The 24,044-nt window shown below is 55.1% G+C and carries 30 protein-coding genes; 15 read left to right on the top strand and 15 right to left on the bottom strand.

Annotated elements, in window-relative coordinates; translation table 11 throughout:
- Positions 1 to 54: 54 nt before the first annotated feature.
- From flgJ to flgB, 9 genes are read right to left on the bottom strand one after another with little or no spacing between them, the layout of a single operon-like run.
- Entirely contained in the window at positions 55 to 1,008 is a 954-nt protein-coding gene (gene flgJ, locus AAER43_RS08375; protein ID WP_045135545.1) for a flagellar assembly peptidoglycan hydrolase FlgJ, read from the bottom strand.
- Entirely contained in the window at positions 1,008 to 2,105 is a 1,098-nt protein-coding gene (locus AAER43_RS08370; RefSeq protein ID WP_014883366.1) for a flagellar basal body P-ring protein FlgI, read from the bottom strand. The genes flgJ and AAER43_RS08370 overlap by 1 nt, the downstream gene beginning before the upstream one ends.
- Positions 2,106 to 2,117: 12 nt before the next feature.
- On the bottom strand, positions 2,118 to 2,816 hold the full coding sequence (flgH, locus tag AAER43_RS08365; RefSeq protein WP_057057647.1) for a flagellar basal body L-ring protein FlgH: 699 nt from the start codon (positions 2,814 to 2,816) through the stop codon (positions 2,118 to 2,120).
- A 57-nt stretch (positions 2,817 to 2,873) separates the two neighbouring features.
- Entirely contained in the window at positions 2,874 to 3,656 is a 783-nt protein-coding gene (flgG, locus tag AAER43_RS08360) for a flagellar basal-body rod protein FlgG (protein ID WP_008500810.1), read from the bottom strand.
- Positions 3,657 to 3,667: 11 nt separating this feature from the next.
- Positions 3,668 to 4,423 carry a flagellar basal body rod protein FlgF gene (locus tag AAER43_RS08355; protein ID WP_050862953.1) on the bottom strand — a complete coding sequence of 252 codons (756 nt, stop codon included), beginning with the start codon at positions 4,421 to 4,423 and terminating at the stop codon, positions 3,668 to 3,670.
- Between the two features lie 20 nt (positions 4,424 to 4,443).
- Complete coding sequence (gene flgE / locus AAER43_RS08350; RefSeq protein WP_047027495.1) at positions 4,444 to 5,652, bottom strand: flagellar hook protein FlgE; 1,209 nt, start codon at positions 5,650 to 5,652, stop codon at positions 4,444 to 4,446.
- Positions 5,653 to 5,678: 26 nt separating this feature from the next.
- Positions 5,679 to 6,389 (bottom strand): flagellar hook assembly protein FlgD, encoded by a 711-nt coding sequence (flgD, locus tag AAER43_RS08345; protein WP_014883363.1) that lies wholly within the window; start codon positions 6,387 to 6,389, stop codon positions 5,679 to 5,681.
- Positions 6,390 to 6,400: 11 nt separating this feature from the next.
- Entirely contained in the window at positions 6,401 to 6,805 is a 405-nt protein-coding gene (flgC, locus tag AAER43_RS08340) for a flagellar basal body rod protein FlgC (protein WP_013097138.1), read from the bottom strand.
- 3 nt (positions 6,806 to 6,808) lie between these two features.
- Positions 6,809 to 7,225 (bottom strand): flagellar basal body rod protein FlgB, encoded by a 417-nt coding sequence (gene flgB / locus AAER43_RS08335; protein WP_014883362.1) that lies wholly within the window; start codon positions 7,223 to 7,225, stop codon positions 6,809 to 6,811.
- Between the two features lie 157 nt (positions 7,226 to 7,382).
- Here flgB and flgA point away from each other — a divergent pair, with 157 nt between their 5' ends.
- The 3 genes from flgA to flgN all read left to right on the top strand — a co-directional run bounded on the left by flgA (position 7,383) and on the right by flgN (position 8,859).
- A complete protein-coding gene (gene flgA, locus AAER43_RS08330; RefSeq protein WP_045269405.1) occupies positions 7,383 to 8,042 on the top strand; it encodes a flagellar basal body P-ring formation chaperone FlgA in 660 nt (219 codons plus the stop codon).
- Positions 8,043 to 8,135: 93 nt separating this feature from the next.
- Positions 8,136 to 8,429, top strand: coding sequence for a flagellar biosynthesis anti-sigma factor FlgM (gene flgM, locus AAER43_RS08325; protein WP_014883360.1), 294 nt, complete (start codon positions 8,136 to 8,138; stop codon positions 8,427 to 8,429).
- Positions 8,430 to 8,433: 4 nt separating this feature from the next.
- A complete protein-coding gene (gene flgN / locus AAER43_RS08320) occupies positions 8,434 to 8,859 on the top strand; it encodes a flagella biosynthesis chaperone FlgN (protein WP_050862952.1) in 426 nt (141 codons plus the stop codon).
- Between the two features lie 59 nt (positions 8,860 to 8,918).
- Here flgN and murJ read toward each other — a convergent pair whose 3' ends face one another.
- The 4 genes from murJ to rimJ form a co-directional block, all read right to left on the bottom strand.
- Positions 8,919 to 10,454 carry a murein biosynthesis integral membrane protein MurJ gene (gene murJ / locus AAER43_RS08315; RefSeq protein WP_045269404.1) on the bottom strand — a complete coding sequence of 512 codons (1,536 nt, stop codon included), beginning with the start codon at positions 10,452 to 10,454 and terminating at the stop codon, positions 8,919 to 8,921.
- A 129-nt stretch (positions 10,455 to 10,583) separates the two neighbouring features.
- Positions 10,584 to 11,507 (bottom strand): Gfo/Idh/MocA family oxidoreductase, encoded by a 924-nt coding sequence (locus AAER43_RS08310; RefSeq protein ID WP_047626778.1) that lies wholly within the window; start codon positions 11,505 to 11,507, stop codon positions 10,584 to 10,586.
- A 2-nt stretch (positions 11,508 to 11,509) separates the two neighbouring features.
- Positions 11,510 to 12,160 carry a YceH family protein gene (locus AAER43_RS08305; RefSeq protein ID WP_050862950.1) on the bottom strand — a complete coding sequence of 217 codons (651 nt, stop codon included), beginning with the start codon at positions 12,158 to 12,160 and terminating at the stop codon, positions 11,510 to 11,512.
- Between the two features lie 9 nt (positions 12,161 to 12,169).
- Positions 12,170 to 12,754: a ribosomal protein S5-alanine N-acetyltransferase gene (gene rimJ, locus AAER43_RS08300; protein WP_014883355.1), complete on the bottom strand. Its 585-nt coding sequence runs from the start codon at positions 12,752 to 12,754 to the stop codon at positions 12,170 to 12,172.
- A 236-nt stretch (positions 12,755 to 12,990) separates the two neighbouring features.
- On the opposite strand from rimJ, the gene mdtH reads away from it, so the two are divergent.
- The 9 genes from mdtH (at position 12,991) to AAER43_RS08255 (ending at position 19,677) form a co-directional block, all read left to right on the top strand.
- A complete protein-coding gene (gene mdtH / locus AAER43_RS08295; RefSeq protein WP_014883354.1) occupies positions 12,991 to 14,199 on the top strand; it encodes a multidrug efflux MFS transporter MdtH in 1,209 nt (402 codons plus the stop codon).
- 124 nt (positions 14,200 to 14,323) lie between these two features.
- Positions 14,324 to 14,884 (top strand): lipoprotein, encoded by a 561-nt coding sequence (locus tag AAER43_RS08290; protein ID WP_014883353.1) that lies wholly within the window; start codon positions 14,324 to 14,326, stop codon positions 14,882 to 14,884.
- Positions 14,885 to 15,010: 126 nt separating this feature from the next.
- Entirely contained in the window at positions 15,011 to 16,057 is a 1,047-nt protein-coding gene (pyrC, locus tag AAER43_RS08285) for a dihydroorotase (RefSeq protein WP_047027497.1), read from the top strand.
- 74 nt (positions 16,058 to 16,131) lie between these two features.
- Positions 16,132 to 16,377 carry a DNA damage-inducible protein I gene (gene dinI / locus AAER43_RS08280; RefSeq protein WP_014883351.1) on the top strand — a complete coding sequence of 82 codons (246 nt, stop codon included), beginning with the start codon at positions 16,132 to 16,134 and terminating at the stop codon, positions 16,375 to 16,377.
- 272 nt (positions 16,378 to 16,649) lie between these two features.
- A complete protein-coding gene (gene bssS, locus AAER43_RS08275) occupies positions 16,650 to 16,904 on the top strand; it encodes a biofilm formation regulator BssS (RefSeq protein ID WP_008500827.1) in 255 nt (84 codons plus the stop codon).
- Positions 16,905 to 17,020: 116 nt separating this feature from the next.
- Positions 17,021 to 18,139: an N-methyl-L-tryptophan oxidase gene (gene solA, locus AAER43_RS08270; RefSeq protein ID WP_342701868.1), complete on the top strand. Its 1,119-nt coding sequence runs from the start codon at positions 17,021 to 17,023 to the stop codon at positions 18,137 to 18,139.
- 59 nt (positions 18,140 to 18,198) lie between these two features.
- Positions 18,199 to 18,312 carry a YceO family protein gene (locus tag AAER43_RS08265; protein ID WP_014883349.1) on the top strand — a complete coding sequence of 38 codons (114 nt, stop codon included), beginning with the start codon at positions 18,199 to 18,201 and terminating at the stop codon, positions 18,310 to 18,312.
- A gap of 218 nt (positions 18,313 to 18,530) precedes the next feature.
- Entirely contained in the window at positions 18,531 to 19,097 is a 567-nt protein-coding gene (locus AAER43_RS08260; protein ID WP_045135501.1) for a cytochrome b, read from the top strand.
- 1 nt (position 19,098) lies between these two features.
- A complete protein-coding gene (locus AAER43_RS08255) occupies positions 19,099 to 19,677 on the top strand; it encodes a YceI family protein (RefSeq protein WP_014883347.1) in 579 nt (192 codons plus the stop codon).
- 40 nt (positions 19,678 to 19,717) lie between these two features.
- Here AAER43_RS08255 and AAER43_RS08250 read toward each other — a convergent pair whose 3' ends face one another.
- Positions 19,718 to 20,767, bottom strand: coding sequence for a rhodanese-related sulfurtransferase (locus tag AAER43_RS08250; RefSeq protein WP_014883346.1), 1,050 nt, complete (start codon positions 20,765 to 20,767; stop codon positions 19,718 to 19,720).
- 221 nt (positions 20,768 to 20,988) lie between these two features.
- Here AAER43_RS08250 and AAER43_RS08245 point away from each other — a divergent pair, with 221 nt between their 5' ends.
- From AAER43_RS08245 to AAER43_RS08235, 3 genes are all read left to right on the top strand, one after another.
- Positions 20,989 to 21,915, top strand: coding sequence for a Kdo(2)-lipid IV(A) acyltransferase (locus tag AAER43_RS08245; protein WP_023332678.1), 927 nt, complete (start codon positions 20,989 to 20,991; stop codon positions 21,913 to 21,915).
- A 142-nt stretch (positions 21,916 to 22,057) separates the two neighbouring features.
- Positions 22,058 to 23,275, top strand: a complete 1,218-nt coding sequence (mdtG, locus tag AAER43_RS08240) for a multidrug efflux MFS transporter MdtG (RefSeq protein ID WP_050862544.1) — start codon at positions 22,058 to 22,060, stop codon at positions 23,273 to 23,275.
- Between the two features lie 97 nt (positions 23,276 to 23,372).
- Positions 23,373 to 23,747: a MysB family protein gene (locus AAER43_RS08235; protein WP_008500834.1), complete on the top strand. Its 375-nt coding sequence runs from the start codon at positions 23,373 to 23,375 to the stop codon at positions 23,745 to 23,747.
- A 6-nt stretch (positions 23,748 to 23,753) separates the two neighbouring features.
- On the opposite strand, the gene AAER43_RS08230 is transcribed toward AAER43_RS08235, so the two are convergent.
- Entirely contained in the window at positions 23,754 to 23,981 is a 228-nt protein-coding gene (locus tag AAER43_RS08230; RefSeq protein ID WP_014883343.1) for a YceK/YidQ family lipoprotein, read from the bottom strand.
- Positions 23,982 to 24,044 lie beyond the last annotated feature (63 nt).

Below are 24,044 nucleotides of genomic sequence, written 5' to 3'. Positions count from 1 at the left end.
AGACACGAGTCCTGATGAAGGTTATCGGCAACCTCCACCGGGACTTGAGAACTTTCAGAACAGATTTTCAATATCTGTGCTATAGGCTTTACTGACCTTCTCGCCCATGGATTTCAGCTGCTGGATCATGCTGGTAAGCTTACGAGCGTAGTTCGGGTCGGTCGCGTAGCCTGCGTTTTGCAAGGCCTGAGCGCCCTGCTCCGCCGTCGCCGCCTGCGTAACGGCGGTATAACGTGGATTTCGGCTCAGCAGACCGACATAGTCGGACAATGCTTCCAGATAGGAGCTGTAAACACGGAATTTCGCTTTCACCTTCAGCGCCGCACCGTTCTCGTATTCGGTGGTGGTGATCTCCGTTGTCGGTCCCTTCCAGCTGGAGGTGGCCTTCACGCCGAAGATGTTAAAGCTCGGGTCGCCATTTTCCTTACGGATCTGGCGCTGGCCCCACCCGGATTCCAGCGCGGCCTGAGCCAGTATCAGATGGTGTGGCACACCGCTCTGCTCACTGGCAAGGCGGGCCGGCAGCGAAAGCTGTGCCAGAAAGTCTTTGCTGTCACCGGAGAGCGGCTCGTCGCTGCTCACCGTCGCCTTCGGTATCGCTTTACGCACCATTTGCGTAAGGGCCTGGTTCTGATAGCTGGTCACCGTTTGCAGGTCAAACTTCATCGGTACCTGCTGCGGCTCATCTTTCGGCTGGATCCCCTGCGCGGCTTCGGTCTGTTTGACTATCATGTCAGCCAGACCGAGGCCTTTACCGGCGGTCATCTGCTGCGCAATCTGCTGGTCATACATGCTGGTGTAAAGACGCGTTGAATCGCTGCTGAACATCCCGTCTTTCGGCAGGGTTTCACGCATGCTTTTCAGCATCATCTGTACAAACATCCCTTCCACCTGGCGGGCGACCGGGCGGATATTCGCCGCCGGGTCTTTACCTGCTTTGGTTTTCAGTTCGTTGAGCGACTGCGCATCCCAGGCGGCACTGGTCAACAGTTTGCTATCGGTCAGCATCAGATGATTTCCAGTTTGGCGCGCAGACAGCCTGCACTTTGCATGGACTGCAGAATGGACATCAGATCCATCGGCGTGGCACCCAGCGCATTCAGAGCACGCACGACGCTGTTCAGGTTGGCGCTGGAGCGTACGCTCTGCAGAGAACCACCGCTCTGACGTAAATCAATCTGCGTTTGTGGCGTCACCACCGTCTGGCCGCCACCAAATGGGGTATCCGGCTGGCTGACGTTGGCAGAACGGTTAACCGTCACGGAGAGGTTACCCTGCGCCACGGCGCAGCTATCCAGCGAGACTTCCCGGTTCATCACCACGGAGCCCGTACGGGAGTTGATGATCACTTTGGCATCCTGAACAGGGACGTTCACTTCCATATTCTGGATATCGGCCAGCATGCGCACCTGGTTGCTGCTGCCCGTGGAGGTACGGATCTGCACGGTACGGGCATCCAGCGCCGTCGCACTGCCATAGCCGCGGCTGCGGTTGATGGTGTCGGCGATCTGCTGCGCCATGGTGAAATCTTCGTTGTTCAGCTGCAGGTTGATGGTATTCCCGGCGCCGAACTGGGTCGGCAGTTCACGCTCAATGATCGCGCCGTTGGTAATGCGTCCGCCGTTCAGCTGGTTCACCTGCACGCTGCTACCGCCAGCAGAGGCCCCCGCACCGCCGACCAGAATGTTACCCTGCGCCAGGGCATAGACCTGGCTGTCGACGCCTTTCAGGGGCGTCATCAGCAGCGTACCGCCGCGCAGGCTTTTGGCGTTCCCCATAGAGGAGACCACCACATCAATGGTCTGCCCCTGGCGTGCAAACGCCGGGTAAGAGGCCGTGACCATGACCGCAGCCACGTTTTTCAGCTGCATGTTGGTTCCCGCCGGAACGGTAATACCGAGCTGGGAAAGCATGTTGTTCAGGCTCTGCGTCGTGAATGGCGTCTGGGTTGTCTGGTCACCCGTACCGTCCAGCCCCACCACCAGGCCATAGCCAATCAGCGAGTTCTCGCGTACGCCCTGAACGCTGGTGAGATCGCGAATACGGTCAGCCTGGGCAAAGGTAGCCACCAGAACCAGCGCCACGGCGAAGATCGATTTAAACATGGGTCACCTCGCTTACATCGGCGATAAATTAAGGAAGAAGCGCTGCAGCCAACCCATATTTTGCGCTTCATTAATGTAGCCGTTACCGACGTACTCAATGCGCGCATCCGCCACCTGAGTGGACGGAACGGTGTTGGTGCCGCTGATGGTGCGTGGATTCACCACGCCCGAGAAGCGAATGAATTCAGTGCCCTGGTTAATGGCGATCTGTTTTTCACCCACAACGTGTAAGTTGCCGTTGACCAGCACCTGGTCAACCGTGACCGTCAGCGTACCGCTAAAGGTATTGCTGGCGTTCGCGCCACCTTTACCGTTAAAGGTATTGCCGCCGGAAGCCTCAACGTCCGCTCGCGCATTGCCGAAGAGCCCTTGCAGATAACGCGGTACGGTGTCAAAGCCAAAATTGGTTTTGCCATCGCGGCTGGCATTCGCCGACGAGCTCTTGCTCGCGCTGACGTTTTCCTGCAGAACAATGGTCAATGTATCGCCGACGTTACGCGGGCGGCGATCTTCAAACAGCGGCTGATAACCGTAATTAATCGGCTGCGCGGTCTGGAAAATAGAGCCGTTTACCACTGGCGCAGGGCCAGGAACGGGTTTGGCAGTCGTCGCACCCTGGACCAATGGTTTAGACGGGATCCAGGCACACCCGCTGAGGGTGACGGCCAGGACAGTCAGTATCGGATAACGAAACGCCGCGTTTTTTTGCATTGCCTTCATCTTCGAAAACAGGGAGCCGGTGCGGCGTTTACCGCACCGGGCTACACCTTAGAGTTGCGTCAGTTTTTGCAGCATCTGATCGGTCGTCGAGACTGCTTTACTGTTAATTTCATACGCGCGCTGAACCTGGATCATATTCACCAGCTCTTCCGCCACGTTCACGTTGGAGGTTTCTACATACCCCTGATACAGCAAACCCGCACCGTTCAGGCCAGGCGTGCTTTCATTTGGCGTACCGGAGGATTGCGTTTCGGTGTAGAGGTTCTCACCAATGCTTTCCAGACCGGTATCGTTCATGAAGGTGGTCAGGTTGAGCTGTCCGACCTGGACCGGCGCAGCCTGGCCCTGCTGGGTCACGCTGACCACACCGTCGCGGCCGATAGTAATGCTCAGGGCGTTCGCCGGAATGGTGATCGCAGGTTGAACCTGGAAACCGCCCGCCGTCACCAGCTGGCCGTTCTGATCGACCTGGAACGAGCCGTCACGGGTATAGGCAGAAGTACCGTCAGGCAACTGCACCTGGAAGAAGCCCTGACCTTTGATTGCCACGTCTTTACTGTTGTTGGTCTGAGACAGGTTGCCCTGGCTGTGCAGACGCTCGGTGGCCACCGGGCGAACACCGGTACCGATCTGCAGACCTGACGGCAACGTCGTCTGTTCAGAAGACTGCGCGCCCGGCTGACGGATGGTTTGATAAAGCAAATCTTCGAAAACGGCGCGCTGACGCTTGAAACCATTGGTGCTGACGTTTGCCAGGTTGTTGGCAATCACATCCATGTTGGTTTGCTGCGCGTCCAGGCCAGTTTTCGCGATCCATAAAGAACTGATCATAAAGATTCCTGTTAACTCATAGACAGAAGTTGGTTAGCCTTGCCCGCGTTTTCATCCACGCTGCTGATAATTTTCATCTGCATTTCGAAACGACGGGCGCTGGCGATCATGTCGCTCATGGCGGCTACCGGCTTGACGTTACTGCCTTCCAGAACGCCGGACATCACGCGGATGCTCGGATCGGCCTGTAACGTAGCACCACGGGTAGCCTGAGCAGCCTGGGTCAGACGGAACATCCCGTCGTCACCACGCTGCACCTCTTTGCCTTCCGCTTTCACCAGTTTCAGTCGTCCGACAGGGGCAACGGTATTGGCCGGATCGCCCGGGTTCAGCGCGGAGATGGTACCGTCAGCCGCGATGGTCAACTCAGAGCCTTCAGGCACCGTCAGCGGACCCGCTTCCCCCATCACCGGATGACCCTGAATCGTCAACTGGCCGGTTGCACTAACCTGGATATTCCCGTTACGGGTATAGCCTTCGCTGCCATCAGCGGTCTGCACCGCCAGCCAGCCGTCCTGCTGCAGCGCAACGTCCAGCGGGCGTGAGGTGTAATCCATCTGCCCTTGCGTCATATCTGCGCCAGGGGTAGAGGCGGCGACCAGCGTACGGGTCGGCAGGGAAAGACCTTCTACCGGCACCGCGCGCAACGCATTCAGCTGCGCGCGAAAGCCCGGCGTCGAGGCGTTTGCCAGGTTGCTGGCAGTAACGGCCTGCTGATTGAGCGTCTGACTTGCCGCGCCCATCGCGGTATATATTGCGTGATCCATTGCGCTTTCCTGTTAGCCGCTTAACGCAGGTTAACCAGCGTGTTGAGGATCTGATCCTGGGTCTTGATGGTCTGCGCGTTCGACTGATAGTTACGTTGCGCGACAATCATGTTCACCAGCTCTTTACTCAGATCGACGTTTGAGGCTTCCAGCGCACCATTGGTCAGCGTACCGAAGTTACCGCTTCCCGCCGTACCCAGCAGTGCCACGCCGGAGGACTGGGTAGCCGACCAGACGTTATCGCCTTCAGACTTCAGGCCTTCGTTGTTGGCGAAGTTTGCCAGCACGATCTGACCCAGCACCTGAGTCTGTTCGTTGGAATAGTTCCCCACCACGGTACCGTCATCGTTGATCTGATAGCTCACCAGATCGCCCGGCTTGAAGCCGTTCTGGCTGGTCGCCACGATATTGTTTGCGCCGGTGTTCTGCTGCATAGAGTTAGCAAAACTCATGGCGAAGGTCGCACGGGTCGCACCCGGGATGATCTCTGTCATCAGGGTGACGTTTCCACCACCGGTCAGCGTCCCGTTATTATCGAAGGTCAGCGTGGTGGCCAGTGCCGCCGTGCTGCCGGCCACGCTACCGTCCTGGGCATACACTTTCCAGGAGTTGGCCGGAGTCGCATCTTTGACGTAAAACAGGTTCATGTTGTGCGCATTACCCTGGCTATCAAAGACGGTTACCGTGCCTTTTTTGTTGTAAGTATCCGGGTTAGCCGGATCAAAGGCGGTGGTCGGTGCGGTGTCGGTGGAATTGAGGTTAATCTGCTGGGAAGCCGTGGTGGTGGACTTCGCGGCCATCAGCGTGGTCGGGATATTAATCGCCTGTGGATTCGCACCGGTCTGAACCGTTGATGGCGTGCCGGCAACCGGATAACCGGTTAATTGCATCCCCTGCATGTTCACCAGGTTACGGTTCTCGTCCAGCTTAAACTGACCGTTACGGCTGTAGAACACCGAGCCGTTTGCATCGACCATACGGAAGAAACCGTTCTGGCTGATGGCAACGTCCAGGCCGCGCCCGGTATTGGTGGTGGTGCCGTCGGTAAAGTCCTGAGTGATACCCGCAACTTTGACGCCAAGACCCACTTTGGAACCGGCAAACATGTCTGCAAAGGAAGCAGAACCGGATTTAAAACCATAGGTCGCGGAGTTGGCGATGTTGTTGCCAATGACATCCAGGTTGGTGGCCGCAGCATTCAGGCCGCTGACCGCTTGAGAAAAGGCCATGACTTACTCCTGATAAGTGTTAAGGCTTAGATAATCTGCCGAACTTCGTCGAGTGTGGTGGTACCTGAGGTACCCAAATCCAGTTTGTTGCCGTCGCCCCCTCTAATCACGCCCTGAACCAGCGCGAACTGCAGCGGCTGCGCCACCAGCTGGGTTGTCCCGTTGCTGGCGCTAATCGCGACTTTGTAGGAGCCATTTGGTGCTTTGGTGCCGTCCGCCAGGCTGCCATCCCAGGTAAAGGTATGAACGCCCGCCTTCAGCTCACCAATGTCGATGGTGCGAACCACCGCGCCGGTCGAGTCGGTGATCGTCGCAGTCACTTTGTCAGCGGCCTGCTGCAATTCAACGCCAAACGGGGTCGTCGTCGTGGTCGAGGTACCGTCTGTGGTGCTGGTGCCGGCAAGAATAGTGGTGCCCGGGATCATTACCCCGTGACCAATCAGGCTGGCCGCCTGCAGAGACTGGCTGCTGTTAATCTGGCCGGAGACGGAACCCAGGGTCGTGTTAAGTTTCTCAATGCCGCTCACGGTACTGATCTGCGCAAGCTGCGTCGTCAGTTCGTTGTTCTGCATTGGGTTCGTGGGATCCTGGTTCTTCAGCTGAGCCACCAGCAGCGTCAGAAAGCTGCTCTGCAAGTCGGAGGCGTTACTTCCCGTCAGGGAGCTGGAGCTTGTCGAACTTTGGGTGTTATTAACACCCGTGTTCGTGGGATCATTCACATTGACGGCGATGGACATGCGTGTCTCCTTTACTGGCCGAGAGTGAGTGTTTTGAGCATCATGCTCTTCACGGTATTAAGCACTTCGACGTTCGCCTGGTAGCTACGAGAGGCCGACATGGAGTTCACCATCTCACCTACCACATCCACGTTTGGCATCTTCACGTATCCGTTAGCGTCCGCAAGCGGGTTACCGGGCTCATACACCAGCTTGTCCGGCGCCTGGCTCTCTACCACGTCAGACACCTTCACGCCGCCCGTGGCCGCACCGGGCGCCGCATCGACCTGAAAGACGACCTGTTTGGCACGGTAAGGCTGTCCGTCAGGTCCGGTCACGCTGTCGGCGTTCGCCAGGTTACTGGCCGCCACGTTCAGACGTTTGGACTGAGCGGTTAACGCCGAACCGGCGATATCAAAAATGTTCAGCAAGGCCATTTATCAGTTGCCCCCCTGCAGGACGTTCATCATGCCTTTGATTTGTCCGCCGAGTAGGGTCAGGCCCGTCTGGTATTTCAGGCTGTTATCGGCGAACTGTGTACGCTCCCGGTCCATATCCACGGTGTTACCGTCGAGTGATGGCTGGTCGGGGATGCGATAAAGTAAATCGGTCGCTGGCGCGGTCATCGCCTGAGCAGGAATATGGCGAGAGGATGTCATGGCAAGTGCAACACCCGTTCCTTCGGCACGTCCACGCTCCATCACCTTTTTGAGTTCACTGGAAAAATCAATATCGCGCGCCTGATACCCGGGCGTATCGGCGTTAGCGATGTTGGCGGCTAAAATCTCCTGCCGCTGGGCGCGTAAATTGAGCGCTTCCTGCTGAAAACGTAACGCGGCGTCGAGTTTATCGAGCATGTCTCCTCCGCTGATGGCAAAATTTCAGTTCACAGCTTAAATCTCACCCGGTCTCCCCTATCGACGGAATAAGCGCAAAATGCGTCGCTATTTATTCCGTTGATGCAAAACCACTGCAGGTAGAATTCAGTCAACTCTGGAAACGGTGGAACTTGCGATGCAAACGTTAAAACGTGGTCTGGTGGCGGCTTTCTTGCTGTTTAGCCCTCTGGTGCAGGCTGAAGGTTTACAGGATCAGTTAACGGCTTTCTTTGCCCAAAAGCTGGCAGGCTTTAGCGATGACGTTACCGTTACCGTACGTACGCCCCCGAATCTGTACCCCACCTGTGAGCAACCGTCATTCAGCGTCACGGGAACCACGAAGCTGTGGGGCAATGTGAACGTGCTGGCTCGCTGCGCCAACGAAAAACGCTATTTACAGGTTGCCGTTCAGGCGACGGGCAATTATGTTGTTGCCGCCGTGCCTATTGCGCGTGGCAGCCTGCTGCAGGCAAACAGCGTGACGTTGAAGCGCGGGCGCCTGGATCAGCTCCCGCCACGGACAATGCTGGAAATGAACCAGGCACAGGATGCCGTCAGCCTGCGCGATGTTGCGCCAGGCCAGCCGATTCAGCTTTCAATGCTGCGCCAGGCATGGCGTGTCAAAGCGGGACAGCAGGTGATGGTTGTGGCCAACGGAGACGGCTTTAGCATCAACAGTGAAGGGAAAGCGTTAAACAATGCCGCGGTCGCGCAAAACGCCCGCGTCAGAATGTCCTCAGGCCAGGTGGTGAGCGGAACCGTCGATTCTGATGGGAATATTCTGATTAACCTATAATCTTTTTAAAGATTTCGCGGCGCGTGCCGATAAATATTCTACTAATGATGATGTCAGGCGCAAACGCCGCGAACCCTCGATGAGGACAACACTATGAGCATTGATCGTACATCAGCCCTGAAGCCGGTAAGCGCTGTACAGCCTCGCGAAACGAATGACGCTACCCCTCAGAAAACGCGTCTGGAAAAACCGTCAACGTCTAACAGCACCAGCGTGACGCTGAGCGATGCCCAGGCAAAACTGATGCAGCCCGGCAGCAACGATATCAATATGGAACGTGTGGAAGCGCTGAAAACGGCAATTCGTAACGGCGAGCTGAAAATGGACACCAGCAAAATCGCTGACGCCCTGATTCAGGAAGCACAGAGTTTCTTACAGAGTAACTAACCGTATGAGTCGACTGTCAGAAATACTGGATCACATGACGGTTGTCCTGAACGACCTGAAAACGGTAATGGACGCTGAACAGCAGCACCTCTCTTCCGGTAACATCAACGGCAGTGCGCTGCAGCGGATTACTGAGGATAAGAGTTCGCTTCTGGCGACGCTGGATTATCTGGAGCAGCAACGACGCGCTGAGCAGGATCCTAAGCGCAGCGCCAATGACGATATTGTTGAGCGCTGGCAGACCATAACGGAAAAAACCAAGCACCTGCGCGACCTCAACCAGCATAACGGCTGGCTGCTTGAAGGCCAGATAGAGCGTAATCAGCAGGCGCTTGAGGTGTTGAAGCCGCATAAAGAAACCGGACTGTACGGTGCGGATGGTCAGACAGCGACGGCGCGCATTGCGGGTGTGAAAAAGATTTCGATTTGACGCATATGCGGCAAATCATGCAGTGGGGAGCACCCTAAGGTGAACTCCCCTTTTGGCGTTTATGCCGTACGGCGGGCAAACTCTTTCACTTTGAAGCCCAGTACGGCGAGCGTGGCAAAGTAAGCTACCACCCCGACGCCCACCACGGCCATCAGCCGCATCAGACGATAAGGCATCGTGCCCTGGGACCACTCTGGCATAACATGCATCATCCCAAGTAATGCCGCAGACATCACCAGTACTGCAATAATCAACCGCACAAGGAAGCTCGCCCAGCCCGGCTGCGGCGTAAAGATATCCTGCTTGCGCAGTTGCCAGTACAACAGCCCGGCATTCAGACAGGCCGCCAGACCAATAGACAGCGACAGACCGGCATGCTTCAGCGGGCCGATAAACGCCAGGTTCATCAGCTGCGTCATAATCAGCGTCACAATGGCAATTTTCACCGGCGTTTTAATGTCCTGACGCGAGTAGAACCCTGGTGCCAGCACCTTGACGACAATCAGCCCCATCAAGCCGACGGAGTAGGCAATCAGCGCCCGCTGGGTCATCGCGGCGTCAAAGGCAGTAAATTTACCGTACTGGAACAGGGACACCGTCAGCGGCTTGGCCAGAATCCCCAGCGCCACCGCACTTGGCAATGCCAGCAGGAAGCAGAGACGTAACCCCCAGTCCATCAGGCGGCAGTATTCATCATGGTTGCCGCTGGCAAAGCTTTTTGACAGCGACGGCAGCAGGATGGTCCCCAGCGCCACGCCCAGCACACCGGATGGAAACTCCATCAGACGGTCCGCGTAGTACATCCACGACACAGAGCCCGACACCAGGAAAGAGGCAAAGATGGTGTTGATGATAAGCGAGATCTGGCTGACGGAGACGCCAAGAATGGCGGGCCCCATCTGCTTAATCACGCGCATCGCGCCGGCATCTTTGAGATTAATGCGCGGCAGCACCAGCATGCCGATTTTCTTCAGGTGCGGCAGCTGATACGCCAGCTGCAGCACGCCGCCCACGGTTACCGCCCAGGCCAGCGCCAGTACCGGTGGGTTGAAATGCGGCGCGGCGAACAGGGCAAAACCGATCATGCTGACGTTAAGGAACGTCGGCGCAAACGCCGGAACGGAGAAACGGTTCCAGGTGTTCAGTATCGCCCCCACCAGCGAGGCCAGCGAGATCAGCAGAATATAGGGGAAGGTAATGCGCAGCAGCTGCGAGGTCAGTGCAAATTTATCAGCCGTATCGGCAAAACCGGGGGCGGTCACCAGAATCACCCACGGCGCGGCCAGCATCCCGATAACGGTCACCACGGCCAGCGCCAGGGTCAGTAGCCCAGAGACGTAAGAGACAAAGACGCGGGTCGCATCCTCGCCCTGCTTGCTTTTATATTCCGCGAGAATAGGCACAAATGCCTGCGAAAATGCCCCTTCCGCAAAAATACGACGCAACAGATTTGGCAATTTGAACGCGACGAAAAAGGCGTCCGTCGCCATTCCTGCACCAAAAACCCTTGCCACAATCGCGTCACGTGCAAAGCCCAGCACGCGAGAAAACATGGTCATCGAGCTGACTGCGGCCAGCGATTTTAATAAGTTCATTAACGTGAATTTCCAGAACCATACGGATTTGTAGGCCGGGTTAGCATAAGCGCCACCCGGCAAAGCCAACAAGCGGCGCTTAGTCTAACCGGATTTCATCGAATTACTATCGGCAGATGTTACAGCGAATTATTCACTCATGGCATCGCGCCAGAGCCTTTCCACAATGCGCTGAGCCAGAATGGCCTGCTCGCCGGACGTTTCAGGAACCGTCTGATTTTGCACACAGGTGATGAAATGACGGGCACATCCTGCGAAACCACGCTGCTCAAGCGTACTTTGCCACCCGGGTGCAGGAGGCGTAACAACGCCATTGCCCTTCTCTTCGCGCCACTCGCGCATATCGGTAATGTCATACAGCGCACCGTCGGTGACGGCCTGAACGAACTCACGCTGGCTGCCCGCACGACGGTGCATACTGGTGGTAATCTGAAGATGCTCAACGGCAAAATGGTGTTCCGCGTACACCATCTCCCCTCGTTCGTTAGTGACCAGGGTGCCGCTTTTCAGCTGTGCATTACCGTTGCTCAGCCACAGCGCGGTATCCACCACGTGAAGATAATCATCAAGAAGGGTAAAACGCAGATCGTTCGGCCCTACGCTGTCGGTACGATGCTTATCCATACGCAGCGAAGCCATATTGCCGGACTGCGCTTTCAGTTGCTGGTAAAGCGGCGCAAAGCGGCGGTTAAACCCCACCATCAGGGTCAGGTTTTTACGCGCCGCCAGATCAATCAGGCGTTCGGCGTCCTGCACGTTTTCCGCCAGCGGTTTATCCACGCAGACGTGGACGCCCGCATTGAGCAGCTCGCTTACCACCTGATAGTGGGTGGCCGTAGAGGTATGCACAAAGACGGCGTCACACTCGCGGGCCAGATCCTGCAGCGAGGCGGCATACGGAATACGCCAGGTTGAGCAGATACGCTCTGCTTTTTCACGGCCAGGAGACCATGCGCCTTGCAGCGTCCAGTCGGTCGCAGCCCCTAAAACCGGTAGCCAGGCTTTTTGCGCTATTCCGCCCAGCCCCACGACGCCAATGCGTAATTTTTTCACCGTCAGTCTCCCAAATGTGCCAGTAATGCATCCAGACGTTGTTTCAACCCGGCAACCTCACCTTCCAGAGCCTCCACACGGGCAACCAAATCGTCATCGCCAGCGGTTATATCGGTTACAGGAGACGTAACTGAAATATCAACGTCACCGCAGAAGAGATGCATATAGCGGCTTTCACGTTTACCCGGCTCGCGGGCCAGACGGACAACGTACGGGCCATCTTCACGTGCGGCCAGCCCCTCCAGCGTCTGCTCAACTTCCTGCATGTCGCTAAACTCATGCATACGGGAAGCACGCGTGCGCAGCTCTCCCGGCGTCTGCGCCCCGCGCAACAGCAGCGTAGTTATGACCGCCACTTCGGCGCTGCTCAGCTTCAGGTCGCCAAATTCGGAGTTACAGAAACGCTGTTCGTATTTGGTCACGCGGTTACCGAAGCCGCTGACGGTGCGCAGATAGTGGCGTTTTACCAGCGCAGCCAGCACCTCCTGAACGTCATGCTCGCTGAGGTTCATCACCGGCTCACGGTTCGTTTTTTGGTTACAGGCCATGGTCACGGCGTTAACAGAAAGCGGATACTGTTCCGGCGTGGTGACCTGTTTTTCGAGTAAGCACCCAATCACGCGCGCTTCTGTACCGTTTAGCTGATACTTCATCTTTTCTCCTTAACGACCTGCAGTCCAGTCACGGGTGGTTAACGCCGTCAGCACGTGGTCACGCCACTCGCCGTCTATCAACAAATAGTCTTTGGCGTAACCTTCTTTCTCGAACCCTAAGCGCGCCAGTAAATTTCCGCTGCGCTGATTATGCGGCATATAGTTCGCCATAATGCGATGAATGTGTTGCGTACGTTGCATATAGCGGATTGCCGCCGTTAACGCCTCGTACATCAGCCCCTGCCCCTGCCATTTCTGACCGATAGAGTAGCCAAGGTAACAGGCGTGAAACGACCCGCGCACCACATTCGAGAAATTAGCGATCCCGATAATTTCTTTCTCTTCTGGATCCAGCAACGCAAAATAAAACGCGCTACCCTGCTTATGAAATTCCGCAATCATGCTGAGGCGCGCCTGCCAGCCGGAGGGGTAACAATGGCTCTCATCCCGAACGGGTTCCCAGGGTTTCAAAAACTGGCGATTCTCGGCGTAATAATCCGCCAGACGCCAGGCATCACGCTCATGCACCAGACGAACGACCAGCCGGTCCGTTGTCAGACGCACTTTTGGCACATTACTGCGATAGCCAAACATCAATACCACTCCTTCCCGTCACTTCAGCTTGCCCATTAGCTTTACTATACCTGCGCCCGTGCCGTCTGTGAAAACAGTGACATACCATTTTCACCTCTTTTCACCTTTTTCAATGAAAACTCTCTATCAAAGCACCCTTTTGATAAAAAAATATTGTCGCGTCCAGGGGTGGGAAAAAAAGTGGCGACACCGCAGAATGTTAGCGTGCTCACCTTCTTATTTTCCCTGGAGGGAAAATGTCCCGCGTATCACAGGCGAGGAGCCTGGGTAAATATTTCCTGTTAGTCGATAACATGCTGGTCGTGCTCGGCTTTTTTGTCGTATTCCCTCTCATCTCGATCCGCTTTGTCGATCAAATGGGCTGGGCGGCGGTAATGGTCGGTATTGCCCTGGGACTGCGTCAGTTTGTCCAGCAGGGTCTGGGCGTCTTTGGCGGCGCGATCGCTGACCGCTTTGGCGCTAAACCGATGATCGTGACCGGTATGCTGCTCCGCGCGGCAGGCTTTGCCACGATGGCCGTTGCCCACGAGCCCTGGCTGCTCTGGTTCTCCTGCTTCCTCTCAGGTATCGGCGGCACGCTGTTTGACCCGCCCCGTACCGCGCTGGTGGTGAAGCTGATTCGCCCGCAGCACCGGGGGCGTTTCTTCTCCATTCTGATGATGCAGGACAGTGCCGGCGCGGTGGTTGGCGCATTGCTGGGAAGCTGGCTGCTGCAGTACGATTTCCGTCTGGTCTGTGCGGCCGGGGCGGTACTCTTTATTCTGTGCGCGCTGTTTAACGGTCTCTATCTTCCCGCCTGGAAACTGTCGACGGTAAAAGCGCCGGTGCGCGAAGGGCTAGGTCGCGTGCTTCGCGACAAGCGTTTTGTCACCTACGTATTGACCCTGACCGGGTATTACATGCTGGCCGTGCAGGTGATGCTGATGCTGCCGATCATGGTAAACGATATTGCGGGCACGCCTGCTGCCGTTAAATGGATGTACGCCATTGAAGCCTGCCTGTCACTGACGCTGCTCTACCCCATCGCCCGCTGGAGCGAACGGCGTTTTCGCCTGGAACATCGCCTGATGGCCGGGCTGTTTCTGATGACGCTGAGCATGATGCCGATCGGTCTGGTGAGCTCGCTCCAGCAGCTGTTTACGCTGATTTGCACCTTCTATATCGGCTCCATCATCGCCGAGCCCGCCCGGGAAACGCTGAGCGCCTCGCTTGCGGACGCGCGTGCCCGCGGCAGCTATATGGGCTTCAGCCGACTCGGTCTGGCCTTTGGTGGCGCGTTAGGCTACACCGGCGGCGGCTGGCTGTTCGATGCCGGTAAAGCGCTGAATCAACCGGAACTGCCGTGGATGATGCTCGGCGCAGTGGGCTTTATGACGTTACTGGCCCTCTGGTGGCAGTTCAGCCAGAAGCGCAGCGCGAGCGGTATGCTCGAGCCCGGCGCATAATCCTTCTCGTTGGCGGGAGAACTCTCCCGCCTCACTTCTCAGTATTTTCTGCTGGTTTCTGCCATTTCACACTGACATACTGACGCTACAGGACAGAAGCGCCGATTTTTCGTTGAGGAACACCATGAAGAAAATTGTCATTGCCGCCGCATTTATCGTTAGCGGCCTGCTGGTGGGCTGCAATCAGCTTACGCAATACACCGTCAGTGAACAGGAAATTAATCAGGCGCTGGAAAAACATAACAATTTCTCCAAAGACATTGGTGTGCCAGGCCTTGCCGATGCGCATATCATTCTCACCAATCTCACCAGTCAGATTGGTCGTGAAGAGCCCAATAAAGTCACCCTCGCCGGGGATGCCAGCCTTGATATGACCTCCCTTTTTGGCAACCAGAAAGCCAACATCAAGCTCAAGCTGAAGGCACTTCCGGTTTTCAACAAAGAGAAGGGCGCGATTTTCCTGCAGGAGATGGAAGTGGTCGATGCGCAGGTTTCACCGGACAAGATGGCACCGGTTCTGCAAACCCTGATGCCCTATCTGAACCAGTCGCTGCGTAACTATTTCAATCAGCAACCGGCGTATGTCTTAAGCGAAGACAAAAGTAAGGGTGAAGCCCTTGCGAAAAAATACGCAAAAGGGATAGAGGTGAAACCGGGAGAAATCATCATTCCTTTCACCGATTAACCTGAAGGGCGCTGCGGCGCCCTTTTTTTTACGGAAAAGTGTGCAAACGAAAACGTTTCCGCTTATGATTTGTGTCCGGCAAAAACAGCCATCCTTATGACTGATTCCTGACAAGCCGGAGCTTCCATGACTGCACAACCCCAGGTTCTTAAAATCCGCCGCCCTGACGACTGGCATATCCATCTGCGCGATGGCGATATGCTGAAAACCGTCGTGCCTTATACCAGTGAAATTTATGGCCGCGCGATTGTCATGCCAAACCTGGTTCCGCCAGTCACCACCGTCGATGCCGCGATTGCCTACCGCCAGCGCATTCTGGATGCCGTCCCGGCTGGACATAATTTCACCCCGCTGATGACCTGCTATCTGACCGATTCTCTCGATCCGGACGAAGTTGAGCGCGGCTTTAACGAAGGCGTTTTTACGGCGGCGAAACTCTATCCTGCAAACGCCACCACCAACTCCAGCCACGGCGTCACCAGCATTGATGCCATCATGCCGGTGCTGGAACGCATGCAGAAACTGGGCATGCCGTTGCTGGTACACGGCGAAGTCACGCATGCCGAGATTGATATCTTCGACCGTGAAGCCCGCTTTATCGAGACCGTGATGGAACCGCTGCGTCAGCGCCTGCCTGCGCTTAAAGTGGTCTTTGAACATATCACCACCAAAGACGCCGCAGAGTATGTGCGTGACGGCAACGAGTTGATTGCCGCCACCATCACCCCACAGCATCTGATGTTTAACCGTAACCACATGCTGGTAGGCGGGGTACGCCCTCACCTGTACTGCCTGCCGATCCTTAAGCGCAACGTTCACCAGCAGGCGCTGCGCGAACTGGTTGCCAGCGGTTTCTCACGCGCTTTCCTCGGCACAGACTCCGCGCCTCACGCCCGCCATCGTAAAGAGGCGAGCTGCGGCTGCGCTGGCTGTTTCAACGCCCCTACGGCCCTTGCCAGCTATGCAACGGTATTTGAAGAGATGGACGCGCTGGAACATTTCGAAGCGTTCTGCTCCCTCAACGGCCCGCGTTTTTACGGCCTGCCGGTCAATGACACTTTCATTGAACTCGAGCGCAAAGCGAGCCAGGTGGAGGCGTCCATTGCGCTGACGGATGATACGCTGATCCCCTTCCTGGCAGGCGAAACCGTCAACTGGACGGTAAAACGCTAAATAATCAACGCCCCTTGTTGTCAAATGGACAATATGCCTGTATAAATAAACAGTATATTACACAGGGGGCATTTATGCGTATTGAAGTCACCATAGCCAAAACTACCGTTCTGCCTGCTGGCGCGCTTGACGCACTGGCAGGCGAATTATCCCGTCGTATTCATAACACCTTCCCCGACAATGCAGGCGCCGTCACTGTTCGTTACGCCGCGGCGAACAACCTTTCCGTCATTGGCGGTGCAAAAGAAGATAAAGATCGCATCAGCGAAATCCTGCAGGAAACGTGGGAGAGCGCTGACGACTGGTTCATCACAGATTAACACTGCTCCCTCATTGTGTTTTTTGCCGGGTCGCCCCGGCTTTTTTTTGCCTGAAATTCCAGAAAGTTCAAAATAATTCGGCAACTTCTTTAAAAATCGTGAACAAGATGGTGTTTTATTGCTCGAACAATCCTAAAAAGCAGAAAAATGTGTTGCTAGCTGTTTATTTTTCCCTTAGGAACCCTTATTACTTGTATACTGAAGTTGCTTTCAGAAAAACATGCATTGAACCTCGAAGTCGTTGTCTTCTAACACGCATTATGGGGGTTATAATGGAAAAGAATAGCGAAGTCATCCAGACCCACCCACTCGTTGGCTGGGATATCAGTACCGTAGACAGCTACGATGCACTGATGCTGCGTTTGCACTACCAGACCCCAAATCAGCTGAACCGTGAAGAAGCGGAAGTTGGACAGACGCTGTGGCTTACGACAGACGTCGCCCGTCAGTTTATTTCTATTTTAGAGGCAGGAATTGCAAAAATAGAATCTGGCGACTATCAGGAAAATGAGTATAAACGGCACTAACCGAATGCTCACTTTTCTTTCAACAGGCACCCACGCGGTGCCTTATTTATTTCCCGCTTGTTTGCACCCGCTTTGTTAATTACTCTGCTAAAAAAAACGTACGTGACGAGATGCATATGAGATATGACCTAATCATTATTGGCAGTGGCTCCGTAGGATCGGCCGCCGGGTATTACGCGACACAGGCAGGACTCAATGTCCTGATGATTGACTCTCACCTGCCGCCCCATAGCGAAGGTAGCCACCACGGCGACACGCGTCTCATTCGCCATGCCTATGGAGAGGGGGAACGCTATGTTCCGCTGGTGCTTCGTGCCCAGACGCTGTGGGACGCGCTGGCTAAAGAGACTGAAGAGCGCATTTTCGAACGTACGGGCGTCATCAATCTTGGCCCGGCCCGTTCGGAATTTCTGGCTAATGTGGAACGCAGCGCAAAGGCCTTTAATCTGGAGGTTGAGAAGCTGGACGCGCCGGCTATCACCGCGCGCTGGCCAGAAATTACCGTCCCGGACGATTATATTGGCCTCTTTGAAGCCAACTCCGGGGTGTTGCACTGTGAAACCGCCATCAAAACCTGGATCGACCTTGCCGCCAAAGCGGGCTGTGCGCAGCTGTTTAACTGTCCGGTGGAGGCCATCACGCATAACGCAGATGGCGTGACGGTAACGACTCTGGATGGTGAATATTCGGCGTCTCGTTTGCTTATCAGCGCAGGAACCTGGGTCACCCGCCTGCTGCCAGACCTGCCGATCCAGCCCGTGCGTAAGGTCTTTTCGTGGTTCCAGTCGGATGGTCGCTACAGTGCCCAGAATAAATTCCCGGCGTTCACCGGCGAGTTGCCCAATGGCGATCAGTTCTACGGTTTCCCTTCCGAAAAAGACGCGCTCAAGATTGGAAAACACAACGGGGGGGAAGTTATCTCCTCACCTGACGAGCGTAAACCGTTTGGTGCTTGTCCGCAGGATGGTTCAGAAGCCTTCTCGTTCCTGCGCCATATTCTCCCGGGCGTGGGTGGCCTGCTCTACGGCGCGGCCTGCACCTACGACAACACGCCGGATGAAGACTTTATCATTGATACGCTGCCAGGACATGACAACACCCTGCTCATTACCGGGCTGAGCGGACACGGATTTAAGTTCGCTTCCGTGCTGGGTGAAATCGCCGCGCAATTTGCTCAGGGTATCACGCCTCAGTTTGATCTGACGCCCTTCTCACTCGCGCGTTTTAACGGATAATCGCTATGGGCTCCGGACAGTTCGGGGCCCGTTTTCTTTACGGTGAATCATGGGGCATTATGCGCAGGATCGTGAGTTTTCTCGTCAATAATATTCGCGAACATTTTATGCTCTATATCTTACTGTGGGCACTACTTGCGATCGTTGATTTTATTTACATTGTATTTTATTGAAAGCGTTGACTGACATTTATTGACGTTACTTTATGTTTATTTAATCTCTTTCCCCCTGCTTATTGCGCCTTGCACGAAGCCTTTGAATTACCTTTGCGGTTCCTTTTCAAAATTGCTGAAATAAATAAAATAAAAATCCATATACTCTTATTTCAGTTGCAATATCTTGCCTTCCCGTTCATTTTTACGTTTCGGTTAATTTGAAAATGGACATTCTGATGCAATTGCGTAACTCCTCCCGGCGCTACGGAATAATATCCATAAGTTTGCACTGGATATTTGCCATTGCCGTCTATGGCATGTTCGGACTTGGACTCTGGATGGTCACGCTCAGCTATTACGACGGCTGGTATCACCAGGCGCCGGAGTTGCATAAAAGCATCGGCGTTTTGCTGATGCTGGGGCTGATTTTCCGCGTGATATGGCGACATATCTCTCCGCCCCCTGCAGCACCGAAGACCCACAGTAAATTGACCCGTTTCAGTGCTGTCGCCGCGCATATTGCGCTTTATGCGCTGCTCTTCGCCATTCTGATCAGCGGCTATCTCATTTCGACGGCAGACGGCAAGCCGATCAGCGTTTTTGGTCTATTCGAGGTGCCAGCAACGCTCAGTGATGCTGGGGTTCAGGCCGACACGGCGGGGGTGGTCCACCTCTGGCTTGCCTGGAGCGTGGTGATCCTGTCCGTGCTGCACGGGCTTGCCGCCCTTAAACACCACTTTATTGATAAAGACGATACGCTCAAGCGCATGCTTGGCCGCTCGTCAATTGACTCTGGAGTATAAAATGAAAAAACACCTGCTGGGTATCGCACTGGGCTCTCTGTTATTCACCACCGGTTCCGCCGTGGCGGCGGATTATAAAATTGATAAAGAGGGCCAGCACGCGTTCGTCAATTTTCGTATCCAGCATCTGGGATACAGCTGGCTGTACGGCACCTTTAAAGATTTTGACGGCACATTCACCTTTGACGAGAAAAATCCTGCGGCGGATAAAGTCAATGTGACCATTAATACCAACAGCGTTGACACCAATCATGCTGAGCGCGATAAACACCTGCGCAGCGCAGAGTTCCTGAACGTCACTAAATTCCCGAAAGCGACTTTCACCTCTACGGACGTGAAAAAAGACGGTGATAAGTTGAATATTACCGGTAATCTTACCCTGAATGGCGTTACGAAACCCGTGACTCTTGATGCAAAATTGATCGGCCAGGGTGACGATCCGTGGGGGGGTAAACGCGCAGGTTTTGAAGCGGCAGGAAAAATTCACCTGAAAGATTTTAATATCACAACGGATTTGGGTCCGGCGTCTCAGGATGTTGAGCTGGTTATTTCTGTTGAAGGTGTGCAGCAGAAGTCATAATAGATTCGCCCGGCAGGATCTCGCCTGCCGGGCGTTATTATCATTCCGGGTCGGGAATACCCAGTTTGGTATTCAGACGGCCGCGTGATTTATTAAAAATCTTATTGCCGTTTTCTCGTCCCGCACGACGCCGACGCTGCTCTTCTTCCGGCAGAATACTCTCTTCACTGCACAGTTCACTGCAGCAACCGTTAAACTTCTCGGCACAGGCAGGGCACTGGATGAACAGCAGATGGCAACCGTCGTTTTTACAGTTGGTATGGGTATCGCACGGCGCACCGCACTGGTGGCACTGGGCAATAACGTCTTCCGAGATACGCTCACCCATACGCTCGTCAAAGACAAAGTTTTTCCCGATAAAACGCACCGGTAAACCCTGCTCGCGCGCGCGGCGGGCGTACTCGATAATGCCGCCTTCAATATGCCAGACCTTATTAAAGCCGTTATGCTTCATCCAGGCACTGGCTTTCTCACAGCGGATGCCGCCGGTGCAGTACATAACGATTTTTTTATCTTTATGCTCCTGCATCATCTCAACCGCTTTGGGCAGTTGCTCGCGGAAGGTATCGGCCGGGATTTCCATCGCGTTCTCGAAATGCCCCACTTCGTATTCATAGTGGTTACGCATATCAATGAACACGGCATCCGGATCGTCCAGCATCGCATTCACTTCCGCGGCCTTCAGATATTCACCGACGTTCGCCGGGTTAAATTCAGGATCGTCAATACCGTCCGCCACTATGCGTTCACGCACCTTCATGCGCAGCACCCAGAAGGATTTCCCGTCATCGTCCAGGGCAATGTTCAGGCGTAAGCCGTCGAGAGCGGGGTCGAAGCGATAAAGACACTCGCGGAAAGCGCTGACTTTGCTTTCCGGTACGCTAATCTGCGCGTTGATGCCTTCGCGGGCAAGGTAGACGCGCCCGAAAACGTTCAGGGCTGTGAAAGCCTGATAAAGCGCATCGCGGGTCGCCTGCGGATCGTCGATCGTGAAGTATTTATAGAAAGAGATGGTTGTGCGCGGTTCGGTTTCAGCCAACATACGCGCTCTTAACATCTCATTCGACACGCGGTTGTGTAACACTGGCATGGTGTACAGTCCTGGAATCGTTAGAGAGAATGAAAAATCGGTCGGCATCATATAGCAAACAAAACCAATTTACATCCACACAATTTACGCTACATTTCACACACCCTGATTAATCAGGTTTAACAATTGCTCTCGTCGTACAGGTTTCGTTGGCAGATATTTTGGCAACGTCTCAAAAAATGCGACAATAGCGAAACAGGACGTTTGAACACAGGAAAGACATGACCCAGTTACCCAAATTTACCGTCGCCCTTTTGCACCCTCGCTATTGGATGACCTGGCTTGGCATTGGCTTTTTATGGCTACTGGTACAGCTTCCCTACCCTGTTATCTTCCGGTTAGGTAAATCGTTAGGCCGAATCGCGCTAACGTTCATGAAGCGTCGGGCGCGCATCGCGTACCGAAATCTTGAGCTGTGCTTCCCGCAGATGAGCGAGGCAGAGCGCCACGATATGGTCACGAAGAATTTCGAATCCGTCGGTATGGGGCTCATGGAAACCGGTATGGCGTGGTTCTGGTCAGATAAGCGCATGGCGCGCTGGAGCAAAGTGACGGGAACCGGCATGGAGCCCGTGCATACGCTTCAGGCTAACCAGACCGGCGTTCTGCTGATCGGGGTTCATTTTCTGACGCTGGAGATCGGGGCGCGGATGTTTGGCATGCAGGCGCCCGGCATCGGTGTTTATCGTCCAAACGACAACCCGGTTATCGATCTCATCCAGACCAACGGCCGTATGCGCTCCAATAAAAGCATGATCGACCGTAAGGATCTGAAGGGCATGATCCGCGCCCTTAAATCCGGTGAAGTGGTCTGGTATGCTCCCGACCACGACTACGGTCCGCAGTCGAGCGTATTTGTGCCGTTCTTCGCCGTTGAAGAGGCGGCCACCACCACCGGCACCTGGATGCTGGCACGGATGTCCAAAGCCGCCATCGTCCCCTTTGTGCCCCGCCGTATGCCGGATGGCTCAGGCTACGAGCTGATGATGCTCGAACCGGAGCTCGCGCCGCCGTTAGACGATGCAGAAACCACCGCGCGCTGGATGAACAGCGTTGTAGAGAAGTGCATCATGCTGGCCCCTGAGCAGTATATGTGGCTGCATCGCCGCTTTAAAACGCGACCACAGGGCACACCGTCCCGCTATTGATCCTCATGCGGCCCCATTCGGGCCGCCTCCTGTTTTAGCTTTAAAAGCGCTTCCGCATTGCGGCAATCATAACCCAGGCGCATAATTAGCAGGCTTATTACTTTATGCCTCAGGTGCTCAGCACCTCATTATGCGGAATGTTATGTCACCCTCAGATTCCCCCATAAACTGGAAACGTAACCTCACGGTTGCGTGGCTTGGCTGTTTTCTTACCGGTGCGGCGTTCAGCCTGGTTATGCCTTTCCTGCCGCTCTACGTCGAACAACTGGGCGTGACGGGCCACAGCGCGCTCAATATATGGTCTGGACTGGTCTTCAGCATTACGTTTCTCTTCTCCGCGATTGCCTCACCATTCTGGGGTGGCCTTGCCGATCGCAAGGGCCGAAAAATTATGCTCCTACGTTCTGCGCTGGGGATGGCCATCATCATGGCGCTGATGGGGGTCGCGCAAAACGTCTGGCAGTTCCTGGTATTGCGGGCATTGCTGGGTTTACTGGGCGGATTTATTCCCAATGCGAATGCCCTGATTGCCACGCAAATTCCGCGCCATAAGAGCGGCTGGGCGCTTGGGACGCTCTCCACCGGTGGCGTAAGTGGCGCCTTGCTGGGGCCACTGGCCGGAGGACTGCTGGCGGATAATTACGGCCTGCGCCCGGTCTTTTTCATCACCGCCAGCGTGCTGTTCCTGTGCTTTATCGTCACTCTGCTCTGTATCCGTGAGAACTTCACGCCTGTCGCCAAAAAAGAGATGCTCCATGCCAGAGACGTGCTGACCTCGCTTAAGAATCCCAGACTGCTGCTGAGCCTGTTCGTCACGACAATGATTATTCAGGTCGCTACCGGCTCGATTGCGCCAATTCTGACGCTCTACGTGCGTGATCTGGCGGGTGATGTCAGTAACATCGCCTTTATCAGCGGGCTCATTGCCTCCGTGCCCGGCGTGGCGGCGCTGCTTAGCGCCCCGAGGCTGGGCAAGCTGGGGGATCGGGTAGGCCCGGAAAAAATTCTGATCTGCGCGCTGGTGATCTCCGTCCTGCTGCTTGTCCCCATGTCGATGGTGCACTCTCCGTGGCAACTGGGGGTTCTGCGCTTTTTACTGGGCGCCGCCGACGGGGCGTTACTGCCCGCCGTACAGACCCTGCTGGTTTACAACTCCACGAACCAGATTGCGGGGCGTATTTTTAGCTATAACCAGTCATTTCGCGATATTGGTAACGTGACCGGACTGCTTCTCGGTGCAGCTATATCCGCCAGCTTTGGTTTTCGCGCCGTCTTTATCGTGACGGCGGGCGTGGTGTTGTTCAACGCGATGTATTCGTGGTTGAGTTTATCCCGCGCGTTACGCCCCACGACAGAATAAGGCGAAAGCCTGACGGCTTATTTTCGCATTCATACTTGCAGAATCCGATCTTCAGCTATTCTTTCCCTGAAACCTTCTGGAAAACAGGGAGACACCAATGACCATGTACGCCACGCTGGAAGAAGCTATTGATGCCGCTCGCGAAGAGTTCCTCGCCGACAATCCCGGTGTTGAGGAAGAAGATGCTGACGTGCAACAACTTAATATCCAAAAATACGTTCTGCAGGACGGGGATATTATGTGGCAGGCCGAATTCTTTGCTGATGAAGGTGAAGAAGGGGAATGTTTGCCGGTCCTGAGCGGTGAAGGCGCGCAGGCCGTCTTTGATGGTGATTATGACGAAATCGAGTTACGGCAGGAGTGGCTGGAAGAGAACACCCTGCACGAGTGGGATGAGGGCGAATTTCAGCTCGAACCCCCGCTGGATACGGAAGAAGGTCAAACCGCAGCCGATGAGTGGGACGAGCGTTGATTTACGCTACTCGTACGGGCCATGGCTGGCATCGATGGGCAGCAACAGCGTGTCGAAAATCAGCGAAAACGGCAGATCGAGCACGGTCAGGTAGCGCCACGCGGAATCACGCACATCCCATTTCACACCCGGGTAATACTGATTCCCATGGCCCTGCCCTGGAATAGTGCGGCTGATGATGCTGCCGCAGCCGCTAAGCAGGCATGCCATCAGGACGACGATGATTATTCTCATAAGTTACCTCTAAAAAAATACCGGCGATTAAGCCGGTATTTTTATCTGGCGGGTGGCGCTACG

The organism is Enterobacter sp. FUJ80071 (genome assembly GCF_038739915.1).
Taxonomy (GTDB): domain Bacteria; phylum Pseudomonadota; class Gammaproteobacteria; order Enterobacterales; family Enterobacteriaceae; genus Enterobacter; species Enterobacter kobei.
Note: the sequence above shows the minus strand (reverse complement) of the source record. Positions and strands in the feature narration are given on the sequence as shown.

Coding starts and splice junctions, on each gene's coding strand:
- flgJ (WP_045135545.1), bottom strand. CDS start 1,008: ATGCTGACCGATAGCAAACTGTTGACCAGTGCCGCCTGGGATGCGCAG.
- AAER43_RS08370 (WP_014883366.1), bottom strand. CDS start 2,105: ATGTTTAAATCGATCTTCGCCGTGGCGCTGGTTCTGGTGGCTACCTTT.
- flgH (WP_057057647.1), bottom strand. CDS start 2,816: ATGCAAAAAAACGCGGCGTTTCGTTATCCGATACTGACTGTCCTGGCC.
- flgG (WP_008500810.1), bottom strand. CDS start 3,656: ATGATCAGTTCTTTATGGATCGCGAAAACTGGCCTGGACGCGCAGCAA.
- AAER43_RS08355 (WP_050862953.1), bottom strand. CDS start 4,423: ATGGATCACGCAATATATACCGCGATGGGCGCGGCAAGTCAGACGCTC.
- flgE (WP_047027495.1), bottom strand. CDS start 5,652: ATGGCCTTTTCTCAAGCGGTCAGCGGCCTGAATGCTGCGGCCACCAAC.
- flgD (WP_014883363.1), bottom strand. CDS start 6,389: ATGTCCATCGCCGTCAATGTGAATGATCCCACGAACACGGGTGTTAAT.
- flgC (WP_013097138.1), bottom strand. CDS start 6,805: ATGGCCTTGCTGAACATTTTTGATATCGCCGGTTCGGCGTTAACCGCT.
- flgB (WP_014883362.1), bottom strand. CDS start 7,225: ATGCTCGATAAACTCGACGCCGCGTTACGTTTTCAGCAGGAAGCGCTC.
- flgA (WP_045269405.1), top strand. CDS start 7,383: ATGCAAACGTTAAAACGTGGTCTGGTGGCGGCTTTCTTGCTGTTTAGC.
- flgM (WP_014883360.1), top strand. CDS start 8,136: ATGAGCATTGATCGTACATCAGCCCTGAAGCCGGTAAGCGCTGTACAG.
- flgN (WP_050862952.1), top strand. CDS start 8,434: ATGAGTCGACTGTCAGAAATACTGGATCACATGACGGTTGTCCTGAAC.
- murJ (WP_045269404.1), bottom strand. CDS start 10,454: ATGAACTTATTAAAATCGCTGGCCGCAGTCAGCTCGATGACCATGTTT.
- AAER43_RS08305 (WP_050862950.1), bottom strand. CDS start 12,160: ATGAAGTATCAGCTAAACGGTACAGAAGCGCGCGTGATTGGGTGCTTA.
- rimJ (WP_014883355.1), bottom strand. CDS start 12,754: ATGTTTGGCTATCGCAGTAATGTGCCAAAAGTGCGTCTGACAACGGAC.
- mdtH (WP_014883354.1), top strand. CDS start 12,991: ATGTCCCGCGTATCACAGGCGAGGAGCCTGGGTAAATATTTCCTGTTA.
- AAER43_RS08290 (WP_014883353.1), top strand. CDS start 14,324: ATGAAGAAAATTGTCATTGCCGCCGCATTTATCGTTAGCGGCCTGCTG.
- pyrC (WP_047027497.1), top strand. CDS start 15,011: ATGACTGCACAACCCCAGGTTCTTAAAATCCGCCGCCCTGACGACTGG.
- dinI (WP_014883351.1), top strand. CDS start 16,132: ATGCGTATTGAAGTCACCATAGCCAAAACTACCGTTCTGCCTGCTGGC.
- bssS (WP_008500827.1), top strand. CDS start 16,650: ATGGAAAAGAATAGCGAAGTCATCCAGACCCACCCACTCGTTGGCTGG.
- solA (WP_342701868.1), top strand. CDS start 17,021: ATGAGATATGACCTAATCATTATTGGCAGTGGCTCCGTAGGATCGGCC.
- AAER43_RS08265 (WP_014883349.1), top strand. CDS start 18,199: ATGCGCAGGATCGTGAGTTTTCTCGTCAATAATATTCGCGAACATTTT.
- AAER43_RS08260 (WP_045135501.1), top strand. CDS start 18,531: ATGCAATTGCGTAACTCCTCCCGGCGCTACGGAATAATATCCATAAGT.
- AAER43_RS08255 (WP_014883347.1), top strand. CDS start 19,099: ATGAAAAAACACCTGCTGGGTATCGCACTGGGCTCTCTGTTATTCACC.
- AAER43_RS08250 (WP_014883346.1), bottom strand. CDS start 20,767: ATGCCAGTGTTACACAACCGCGTGTCGAATGAGATGTTAAGAGCGCGT.
- AAER43_RS08245 (WP_023332678.1), top strand. CDS start 20,989: ATGACCCAGTTACCCAAATTTACCGTCGCCCTTTTGCACCCTCGCTAT.
- mdtG (WP_050862544.1), top strand. CDS start 22,058: ATGTCACCCTCAGATTCCCCCATAAACTGGAAACGTAACCTCACGGTT.
- AAER43_RS08235 (WP_008500834.1), top strand. CDS start 23,373: ATGACCATGTACGCCACGCTGGAAGAAGCTATTGATGCCGCTCGCGAA.
- AAER43_RS08230 (WP_014883343.1), bottom strand. CDS start 23,981: ATGAGAATAATCATCGTCGTCCTGATGGCATGCCTGCTTAGCGGCTGC.